The 10,912-nt window shown below is 37.0% G+C and carries 9 protein-coding genes; 8 read left to right on the top strand and 1 reads right to left on the bottom strand.

What is annotated here, in order from left to right; genetic code table 11:
• Positions 1-147 precede the first annotated feature (147 nt).
• From ACPLVE_RS10055 to ACPLVE_RS10085, 7 genes are all read left to right on the top strand, one after another.
• Positions 148-1,509 (top strand): S41 family peptidase, encoded by a 1,362-nt coding sequence (locus ACPLVE_RS10055; protein ID WP_424611421.1) that lies wholly within the window; start codon positions 148-150, stop codon positions 1,507-1,509.
• Between the two features lie 13 nt (positions 1,510-1,522).
• On the top strand, positions 1,523-2,656 hold the full coding sequence (locus ACPLVE_RS10060; protein ID WP_424611422.1) for a glycerate kinase: 1,134 nt from the start codon (positions 1,523-1,525) through the stop codon (positions 2,654-2,656).
• A gap of 443 nt (positions 2,657-3,099) precedes the next feature.
• The gene (locus ACPLVE_RS10065; protein ID WP_424611423.1) at positions 3,100-4,602 is read left to right on the top strand and encodes a S8 family peptidase; all 1,503 of its coding nucleotides are present in this window, start codon (positions 3,100-3,102) and stop codon (positions 4,600-4,602) included.
• 160 nt (positions 4,603-4,762) lie between these two features.
• Positions 4,763-5,848, top strand: coding sequence for a pyridoxal-phosphate-dependent aminotransferase family protein (locus ACPLVE_RS10070; RefSeq protein WP_424611424.1), 1,086 nt, complete (start codon positions 4,763-4,765; stop codon positions 5,846-5,848).
• 26 nt (positions 5,849-5,874) lie between these two features.
• Complete coding sequence (gene serA, locus ACPLVE_RS10075; protein WP_424611425.1) at positions 5,875-7,476, top strand: phosphoglycerate dehydrogenase; 1,602 nt, start codon at positions 5,875-5,877, stop codon at positions 7,474-7,476.
• Between the two features lie 85 nt (positions 7,477-7,561).
• On the top strand, positions 7,562-7,837 hold the full coding sequence (locus ACPLVE_RS10080) for a hypothetical protein (RefSeq protein ID WP_424611426.1): 276 nt from the start codon (positions 7,562-7,564) through the stop codon (positions 7,835-7,837).
• Positions 7,827-8,087, top strand: coding sequence for a type II toxin-antitoxin system RelE family toxin (locus ACPLVE_RS10085; protein WP_424611427.1), 261 nt, complete (start codon positions 7,827-7,829; stop codon positions 8,085-8,087). Before ACPLVE_RS10080 ends, ACPLVE_RS10085 begins: the two co-directional genes overlap by 11 nt.
• Before the next feature lie 27 nt (positions 8,088-8,114).
• Here the strand turns inward: ACPLVE_RS10085 and ACPLVE_RS10090 are convergent, their stop codons facing one another.
• The gene (locus tag ACPLVE_RS10090) at positions 8,115-8,933 is read right to left on the bottom strand and encodes a histidinol-phosphatase (RefSeq protein WP_424611428.1); all 819 of its coding nucleotides are present in this window, start codon (positions 8,931-8,933) and stop codon (positions 8,115-8,117) included.
• Positions 8,934-9,250: 317 nt separating this feature from the next.
• Here ACPLVE_RS10090 and ACPLVE_RS10095 point away from each other — a divergent pair, with 317 nt between their 5' ends.
• Positions 9,251-10,861 (top strand): CTP synthase, encoded by a 1,611-nt coding sequence (locus tag ACPLVE_RS10095; RefSeq protein ID WP_424611429.1) that lies wholly within the window; start codon positions 9,251-9,253, stop codon positions 10,859-10,861.
• Positions 10,862-10,912: the final 51 nt, after the last annotated feature.

The following is a 10,912-nucleotide window of genomic DNA, read 5'->3' on the forward strand; positions in this document are numbered from 1 at the left end:
CGGAGCATTAACACAAAATGCCACTTAAATAAGAAGCACTTTGTCAACAAACTGAAGCGCCTTCATTCGTTTGAGGCGCTAAATTTTATTATAGTGTGCTATAATAAACTGAGAAGAATTTTGTTGAGAAATGGAGGTTTTGAAGGAATGAGAAAATTTTCTATTAGAATTTTTACACTTCTGCTGGTATTCTTCTTGGCATTTACATCCTACACTTATGCCGAAGTATCTACTGAGAACCAGGACTTGTACAACGAATTAGCAGATATTGGAGCTATAATGAAATACATCACTGATAACTACATTGACAATGTCACATATGAGCAATTGAAAGAGGCTGCTTTAAAAGGAATTTTTAGTAGCCTTGACGGATACAGTACATACTTTACAAGAGAAGAATTTTCTCAATTTGAAAGGGGCACTTCTGGAACTTTTAGCGGCACAGGGATGGTGCTTATTGAAAGAGACGGGAAAATCGTTGTAGATTCAGTGATTGAAGATTCTCCTGCTGCAAAAGCTGGTGTGAAAAGCGGTTACATCATAAAAGCAGTTGACGGCAAAAGTGTGGAAGGTATGAAATTGACGGATGTAGTAAACATGATACTGGGAGACCCCGGCACAAAGGTGAAAATCACTTTTGACGTAGGAGGTACTCTTAAAGAAATCGAACTTGTAAGACAGGTCATTCACATAAACCCTGTCTCTTACAAACTTATTGATGAGGGAATCGGGTACATAAAAATAACAGAATTTAATGAAAATACTACAGCCAATTTGACAAAAGCCTTACTTTTTATGGATAAAAACAACGTTAAAAAGCTTATTCTCGATTTAAGAAACAATCCTGGAGGGCTTCTCACTGAAGTGGTGAGTGCTGCAAACTTTTTTGTGCCACAGGGCATTGTTGTCACAATAGAAAGAAGAAATGGAGAAAAAGAGGATTATTACTCATACCTGACTAAGCCTAAATATAAACTAGCTGTTCTTGTCAATAAAGGCACTGCCTCTGCTGCGGAAATACTGGCGGGAGCAATACAGGACACAAAGGTAGGATTTTTAGTGGGAGAAAACACATACGGAAAGGGGACTGTTCAGTCAGTAGTACCTCTACAGGATGGCAGTGGCTTCAAACTTACAATTGCCCGCTACAAACTTCCATCAGGAAGGTATATTGGAAAAGAAGGTTTAACTCCTGATGTCTATGTGAAAAATGTGCAGTACACTGCTGATATAAAATTTGCCGGAGAATTGAAGATTGGCTCAAGGGGAAATGAAGTTAAAGTATTGCAAAAATATCTCAATTTGCTCAAATTTAATGCCGGACCGGAAGATGGCATATTTGGACCTAAAACAGCCAATGCTGTAAAAGAACTTCAGAAAAAAGCAGGGCTTTCCCCAACAGGTGTATTTGACAAGAACACGTACAATGCCCTTTTAAAAATGATAGACAGCTTAAATAACAAAGATGCTATCCTTGAAAAAGCTTTGGAGCTTTTGAGAAACATGTAGGAGTGATGCGCATTTGAAAATACTGCTTGCACCGGATTCTTTCAAAGGAAGTTTATCTTCAAAAGAAGTATGCCATGCTATGGAAAATGGCATAAAAAGAGTTATTGACGCAGAAATAATATCTATTCCAATTGCAGATGGAGGAGAAGGAACAGTTGAAGCACTAGTTTACGCTGTGGGAGGAGAGATAATAAGATCAGATGTCACTGGTCCTTTAGGGGAAAAGGTTGAGGCTTTTTACGGGATTTTGAAAGATGGCACAGCTGTCATTGAAATGGCTGCCTGTGCCGGTTTATACCTTATTCCTGAAGAAAAGAGAAACCCCCTAAAGACGACAACTTACGGAGTGGGAGAGCTTATAAAACTTGCTTTGGACAGAGGGTGTCGCAAATTCATAATAGGAATAGGCGGAAGTGCCACAAATGACGGCGGAGTTGGAATGGCTCAGGCACTGGGAGTAAAATTTTTAGATAAAGATGGCAATGAAATAGGATTTGGAGGGGGAGAGCTATATAAAATTGAAAAGATAGACATAAGCTCTATCGATAAAAGAATATATGAAAGTGAATTTATTGTGGCATCAGATGTTGACAATCCCTTGTGCGGTGAAAAAGGGGCATCTTATGTTTATGGTCCTCAAAAAGGCGCAACGCCTGAGATGATAAAAATACTAGATGAAAACTTAAAACACTTAGCTTATGTGACTAAAAAAGTTATTGATAAGGACTACTCAGAAGTGCCCGGAGCAGGAGCTGCGGGAGGGTTAGGCTTTGGTTTAATGGCTTTCTTAGGTGCCAAATTAAAAAGAGGGATTGAAATAATAATAGAAACTACTCGATTGGAAGAAAAAATAAAAGAAGTGGACTTAGTCATAACAGGAGAAGGCAATACAGACTTTCAGACAGCCTTTGGGAAGGCTCCAGCAGGCATTGCCAAATTGGCGAAAAAATACGGTAAGCCTGTGATTATCCTCTCAGGCGGTTTAGGGAAAGACTATAAAAGTTTGTATGACATAGGCGTAACTGCTCTTTTTAGTATAACTAATAAACCCATGTCTCTAGAAGAAGCTATGGAAAGCGCTTATCAGCTCATATCGGACAGAATGGAAGACATCATAAGAGTTTTCCTTGCTTCAATAAAGAGGTAAATTACATTATTAAAACTAAAACTTCTGTTTATCATCTAAAAAGGTCACAGTCAAAACCTGTGGCCTTTTTAATTTTTGTAAAATGCAGGGAATCCTGCACGCCAAAAAATTAATAAATAAAAAATTTTAATTTTCCAAAGAAGGAAAATCATGATTTGTGTAGAATAATATTGAATATGAAACGACTCTTTACCCCCGCATTTTATGAATTTCAAGCCTTATAAGAAGAATAGCAGGCATAATTGGAAGTTTATTTATTATAATATAAATAAAACATTTCTAGCTGAATTTCTTTAAAACATCAATTAATAATATTAAAATTTAACTCAAAGAAACATGAAATAAGCGATAAGACCTAGAAATGTGAAAAAGGAGGTGGAAGAATAAGAGCTTGAAGAAGTAAAATCATTTTATGATAGTTTAGAAGAAAAAGGGGGATTAGTGTGAAAAGATTAATAGTATTTTTTATAGCCTTTGCATTACTCTTTACTTTTGCTGTACCGCAACTTGGATTTGGTAATACATTAAAATCCGAAGAACTTCCTTTTACTGTTGTTTTTGTAAATGAAACATTGCCAAATGATGCTTCAAAGATTATTAAAGAACTTGGAGGGCAAGTTATTTACGAAATTCCGGAAATCGGAGTATTACAGGTAAAGGCTCCCGGATCTTTTGTGAAAAAGGCGGTGAAACATCCTTCAATTTTAGTAGTTACTCCCTCACTGGTAACAGAATTACCAGAGATAAAAAATATTCCTTTAGAAATGGACGGTATTAATCTAGAAAAAGCTTTATATTACAATATGTATCAGTGGGATATAAAGCGAGTTACAAATAATGGCAAAAGTTTTGAATTGGGTACAGGCAATCATGAAATAGTGGTAGGGATTATCGATTCCGGTATTGATTTAAATCATCCAGATATACAAGCTAATTTGCTTCCGGGGTCAAAAAATTTCGTGCCAAAAGGTGGCATCTACGGGGTTGACCTTTCGGAAACGGGTGATTTGTATGATGTACAGGATAGAAATGGCCATGGAACACATGTAGCTGGAAACATCGCTGGAAACGGAGCGATTTTAGGAGTGGCGCCTGATGTCGGAATCAGAGCTTATCGCGTTTTTGGTGCAGAAGGCGGAGCTTATAACGTCTGGATTATCAAGGCTTTAATTGCTGCAGCAAATGACGGGGTTAAAGTTATTAATATGAGCCTTGGCGGAATATACGTAAAAGGGCAGGTTTGGTGGACTGACCCTGATACAGGTGAAAGGATAAAGCTTGGAAATGATGTTGCGGATTATGTGGCTTACATGAGGGCAGCCAAATATGTTGAAAAGAAAGGGGCATTAATTGTTGCTGCAGCAGGTAATGATGGATTAAATGCTACAAATAGAAAAGAAGTTGTAGACTATGCAAATGAAAAATACGGTCCATATGGATATGAATTCAAAGGTTCAGGTTTTTATACGCCAGCTTCTCTGCCAAATGTTGTAACTGTATCTGCTACAGGCCCCAATGACGAACTAGCCATGTATTCCAACTACGGAGCTGGCTTTGTGGATGTAGCTGCGCCGGGTGGTAATTTAGAATTATATTACAAATATCTGAATGAAGGCAGATTTGATGAATACATAAATCAACGCTTGTACACCAAGGAATTTAATTTAAGCTCTGTGCCGATTGTTCAGTATCAGTACAATGACAAAGGTCAAATAATAGGGTATACTTATGTAAGGCCCGGATATAGCTGGTATGTTGGTACTTCAATGGCAACTCCAAAGGCTTCTGCAGTGGCGGCGTTGCTTTTTGCTAAACATAAAAATGCAAGTCCTTCACAAGTGAAAATTATGCTGCAAAATTCCGCTGAAAAGATTAGGAAGCCAGGGAAAGATATATATTTTGGATATGGCCTTGTTAATGCCTATAGGGCACTGACAATGTATTAATTTAATAACAGTCTGGCAGCTCCTTAAGACACTGTCTTAAGGAGCTGTTTATATTTAAGACTTTTGTCCTCACTTCACGGACACATGTATTTTTCACTTGCATTTTCCACTTCATTGATTTATCATATTAAATATACATCAAGTGGCGAGGAGTGAGAAAATGGAAGATATGCTACTTATGACGCCGGGACCGACAATGGTGCCAGAAGAAGTGAAGAGAATTGCAGGTATGCAGCCTTTTCATCACAGGACAGAAGAATTTTATCAATTATTTTCTAGACTTAATGAAAATTTAAAGAAAATATTTCAGACAAAAAATGAAGTTATAACTTTAACCTCCTCAGGAACAGGTGGAATGGAAGCGGCTGTGGCCAACCTTTTTTCCGCAGGAGACAAAGTTTTAATTGCAAGTATAGGATATTTTGGAGAGAGATTTTATGATATAGCTAAAGCCTATGGACTTGATGCAGAAATTTATGACTTTGGCTGGGGAAATGCAGTAGATTTAGATATATTGGAAGATAAACTTAAAAAAGGGAATTACAAAGCCCTTTTAGTTACACACAATGAGACCTCAACAGGAGTGACAAATGATGTAGAAAATATAGCAAAAATCGCAAATAGGTACAATGTTCCCGTGATAGTAGATGCGGTAAGTTCATTGGGGGGAATACCACTTAAAATGGACGAATGGGGTATTGACGCTGTCATTACTTGCTCCCAGAAATGCTTAATGTCACCCCCTGGCTTGAGTTTCATCGCCTTAAGTGATAGAGCATGGGAAATGACTAAAACATCCAATCTTCCAAAATACTATTTTGACCTTAGAAAAGCGAGAGAAGGAGTATTAAAGCCTGAGCCTGATACGCCTGCTACTCCTGCCGTATCCACAATAATGGCTGTAGCAAAGGCGACAGATATGCTTTTAGAAAAAGGATTAGATAATGTATACAAAAAACAATCCGAGTATGGCAAAAAAGTGAGAAAATATGTAAAGGAATTGGGTTTAGACCTGCTTCCTAAGGAAGAGGTAGCTTCTGATTTAATTACTGCTATAAAAGTTCCAGAAAAGTACAAAGCATCAGATATAATAAACTATATGAAGGAGAAGCACAGAGTTTTAATCACAGGAGGACAGGGGCCTTTAAAAGGCAAGATTATTAGAATTGGCCACATGGGTTATCTGACAGATGAAATGTTAGATAAAGCATTATATGCCCTAAAAGATGCCATATTCTCACTGTGAATTGAAGAAAGGGGAGGGAAAGGATTTTGAAAATAATTGTCACAGAAAAAATCTCAGAAAATGGTATCGATTATCTTAAAAAATACGCTGATGTTGACGTAAAGACCAATATTTCCAGAGAAGAGCTTTTAGAGGTTATAAAAGATTACGACGCCATAATAGTTAGAAGTGCCACCAGAGTAGATAGAGAACTTATAGAAAAGGGAGAGAAACTGAAAGTCATAGGCAGAGCTGGTAATGGTGTTGACAATATTGATGTTGAAGCGGCGACTCAAAGAGGCATTCTGGTTGTAAATACTCCTGCAGGGAATACTATTGCCGCTGCTGAGCTCACTATTGGCCTTATGCTTGCCATTGCCAGAAATATACCACAGGCATACCATGCAGTTTTAAACGGAGATTTCAGAAGGGACAGGTTTAAAGGAGTAGAGCTAAACGGTAAAACTGTTGGTATAATAGGATTAGGTAGAATTGGTTCTTTGGTTGCATCTCGCCTTGCGGCTTTCAATATGAGAGTGATTGCCTATGACCCCTACATGCCAGATGAGAGATTTGAAAAGTGCGGTGTCAAGAGAGTTACATTGGATGAGTTATTAGAGCAATCGGATTTTATAACTATCCATATCCCTAAAACTGAAGAGACAAAAAGAATGATAGGAGAAAAAGAATTTAAAAAAATGAAAAAAGGTGTGAGAATAGTAAATGCTGCAAGAGGTGGCATTATAGACGAAAAAGCGCTTTACAACGCCATAAAAGAAGGCATAGTGGCAGCTGCGGGGCTGGATGTTTTAGAAGTAGAGCCAAAGTATAATGTGGAGCATCAGGATTTTCACAATCCTTTGTTAGAACTTCCCAATGTGGTTTTTACTCCTCATTTAGGGGCTTCTACTTATGAGGCGCAGGAAAATATCAGCATAGCAATTGCGCAGGAAGTTATATCAGCGTTAAATGGCAATCTCTATGGCAACATAGTAAATCTTCCCGGACTTAAATCAGATGAATTTTCTCAGTTAAAACCTTACATGAAATTGGCAGAAGTGCTGGGAGCCCTTTATTACCAGATAAATGAAACACCTGCAAAATTAATTGAAGTCATATACAGAGGAGAAATTGCAAAGAGTAATACAGAAATTGTTACATTGCATGCCATCAAAGGCTTTTTAAAGCCTATATTAGAAGAAGATGTGAGCATTGTGAATGCAAAGTTAAGAGCAAAAGAGATGGGCATAGAGATTGTAGAGGGGAAAATTGAAGAGATAGACCACTATTCAAGCCTTGTCATTTTAAAAATTACAGATACTAATGGCAAAAGGACACAATTTGCTGGGACAACATACGGAGAAGAATTGAGAATTGTGGAGTATATGGGGCACAAAGTGAATTTTGAGCCCACAGAGTACATGCTTTTTGTCAAGAATAAAGACGTGCCGGGAGTTATAGGCCACATAGGAAATGTATTAGGAGATTTTGGCATAAACATCTCTACTATGCAGGTAAGCCCCAATAAAAATGACGGTACGGCTCTTATGCTTGTAAGCACCGATAAAGAAATTCCAGAGGAGGCCGTGGAATCCTTAAACAAACTAAATAGCATAATTAAAGCAAAAGCGGTAAAAGGGTTGGTGTGAAAATACTTGTAGCCTTTTTGAAATATTGGAATAATGATATAATAAAAGTATAGGATTAAAATAATCTTGGGTTAAGGTGATATCAATGAGCAATAGCTACATGGTAAAAAAACTTAATGAGGTAATTAAGTCATTGAATGAACGTGAATTATCTGAGGTAATTGATTTTGCTGAATATCTTAAAGAAAAAAAGAAAAAGGAACTTTTAAAAAGGTTTAATGAATGGGAAAAAGGACTCGATTTAGAAGAAATTAACATAGAGGAAGAAAAAATGTTAGAACAATTGAATGAGGATGAGGAAAATTATGTAACACTTGAGGAAACGAAAAGAATACTGGGGATAGATGACAATGAAGTTTGAGTACAGAATTATCGTAAATAAGAAAGTATTAAAAGAATTAGAAAAACATGATAGAAAAACTGTCGAAAGAGTTATTAAAGCTATAGAAAAATTACCGTTTGAAGGTGATGTTAAAAAATTAAAAACTTCTAAAAAAGAAAAATTATACAGACTAAGGGTAGGAGATTATAGGATAATTTTTGAAATTGATAACGAAAATTTTGTAATTAAAATAAAAGATTTTAATTCAAGAGGGGATGTGTACAAATAATAAAGGAGCAAGGTTATTCTTGCTCCTTTAAATATTGTAAGGTATTCTTTTTCTCCCCTCAAAATAATAAAGTCTCTTTATGCCGAATTCTTTTACATAGTTATAGGCTTTTTCAAATTCATATCCCACATGTTCAGGATAGTGGGCATCGGAATTTACCACTACAGGAATACTGTATTTCTTAATCATCGCCATTATCTCTTTTGAAGGATAAATTTCTCCAACAGGTTTTCTCAATCCAGCAGTTGAAACCTCAATCACTATGCCAGTCTTAGAAATTTCTTCAATATTTCTTTCTATCTTTTCAAAAACTTTATAATTGGGTCTAAATCCAAAAATTTTCACGAGGTCAATGTGCCCTATTATATCAAAAAGTCCTGTCTTGGCCATTTTCTCAATTATATTAAAATATTCCAGATATACTTCATCAACATCTCTCCTGTGCCATTCCTCTATTGATTCTTCAAGGTCTATTCCCCAATCGTCAATCCAGTGAACAGAGCCTATTATAAAGTCCCAGGGATAAGGATTTAAAAATTCCTTTATTTCTTTTTCCTTTCCCGGAAAATAATCGGCTTCAATTCCCAGTTTCACAGGTAATCCTATTTGTTTTGCTTCTTTGATAAGTTCCACGTAATCTTCAATACTTTGGTCCATGTAAGTCTTTACCCACTCTGTTCTAAATCCATTGCTTTTGTATACTTCAAAACCTTCTTTGAATCTATGTCCGTGTTCAGATATGCCTATTTCTTTTAAACCTTTTTTTAGCCCTTGATTTACAAATTCTTTAAGCCACTCAATAGTAAATGGTCCATTTTCTATATGTACATGGTAATCTGCTGCCATAATACCACATCCTTTCTCACATCTTTAGTGCCATTATAATATTTTGAAAAAAGGAAATCAATTTGTGGTATAATAAAATAAATCGATCTCCTCTTTACTTTTCCACCCAAATCCTATATAATTAGAGAGTATGTATGGGTTATGAGGTGTCTTTCGATGGATAAAGATAAAGTTTTAAAACAGAAAAGCGTACTAAAAATTTTTTATTAAAGGGGTACAAGTCTCTATTTTTCTCAAAAATAGAGATTTTTTTATGCGTTAAAAAAGCTAAAAAATCCTTATCAAAAAACGATATACTCATCAAGAGGTGAAAAAAGATGGCAAAGTATATTTTTGTAACAGGAGGAGTAGTTTCCTCTTTAGGTAAAGGCATAACTGCTGCATCGTTAGGAAGGCTACTAAAAAGCCGTGGATTTTCTGTTGCCATGCAGAAGTTTGACCCCTATATAAACATAGACCCTGGAACAATGAGTCCTTATCAGCATGGAGAAGTATTTGTGACAGAAGACGGCGCAGAAACGGATTTAGATTTGGGACATTATGAAAGATTCATAGATGTGAATCTCACAAAAAACAGCAATGTCACTGCAGGCAAAATATACTGGTCTGTAATCACAAAGGAAAGAAAGGGAGAATATCTTGGGGCTACCGTTCAGGTAATCCCCCATATTACTGATGAGATAAAAGAGAGGGTATATAGAGTATCAAAAGAAAAAAATGTAGATGTGGTTATAACAGAAATTGGAGGAACGGTGGGGGACATAGAAAGCCTTCCTTTCCTGGAAGCAATAAGGCAGGTGGCTATTGAACAGGGAAGAGAAAATGTCATGTTCATACACGTAACCCTTGTTCCGCATCTGGGCAACACAGGAGAACTTAAAACAAAGCCTACACAGCACAGTGTAAAAGAACTAAGGTCTATAGGTATACAACCGGACATGATAGTCTGCAGGACTGAGCTTCCTCTTCCTCAAGAGCTGAGAGAAAAAATCGCTCTATTCTGCAATGTGAGTGTAGAAGCGGTCATTGAAAATAGAGATGTAGAGTCGATCTATCAGGTTCCTCTGGAACTTGAGAGGCAGAAAGTGGATGAATATGTGATCAAGAGGCTTAATCTTCCTCCTGGCAAGTCAGACCTTAAAGAGTGGAGAGAATACGTTGAAAAAGAGAAAAATCCCGAGCATCAGGTAGAGGTAGCGCTTGTAGGTAAATATGTTGATTTACATGACGCATATATAAGCGTTGTAGAAGCTTTAAAACATGCAGGTGTTTATCACAAAACAGCCGTCAACATCCGGTGGGTTAATGCAGAAAAAGTAAATGACAAAACAGTTGATGAACTCTTAAAAGGGGCAGATGGAGTACTCGTTCCCGGTGGTTTTGGAGACAGGGGGATAGAAGGGAAGATAAGGGCTATTCAGTACGCAAGGGAGAATAAGATTCCCTATCTGGGACTTTGTCTCGGAATGCAGTGCGCGGTCATAGAATTTGCAAGGAATGTGGCAGGGTTAAAAGGAGCTAATTCCACCGAATTTGACCCCAATACTCTTCATCCAGTGATTGACCTCATGCCCGAACAAAAAGACATAGATGAAAAAGGCGGGACAATGAGACTGGGAGTATACCCTTGTAAAGTTGTTGAAGGCACAAAGGCTTATGAAGCATACAAAGATGAACTGGTATATGAAAGGCACAGACACAGATATGAATTTAACAACCAGTACAGAGAACTTTTAACCTCAAAAGGGCTTGTAATCTCAGGCCTTTCTCCAGATGAGAGGCTTGTTGAAATAGTAGAGCTAAAAGACCACCCTTATTTCGTGGCAACCCAATTTCATCCAGAGTTTAAATCAAGGCCTTTAAAACCCCACCCTCTTTTCAGAGATTTTGTAAAGGCAATGCTTAACTTAAAAATAAATAAAGAGTAAAGGCTGGACTCCCCAGCCTTTAAATTTTCTGCTCCAGTATTTTCCATTAAA

It is taken from the genome of Caldanaerobacter sp. (assembly GCF_049701115.1).
GTDB lineage: Bacteria > Bacillota > Thermoanaerobacteria > Thermoanaerobacterales > Thermoanaerobacteraceae > Thermoanaerobacter.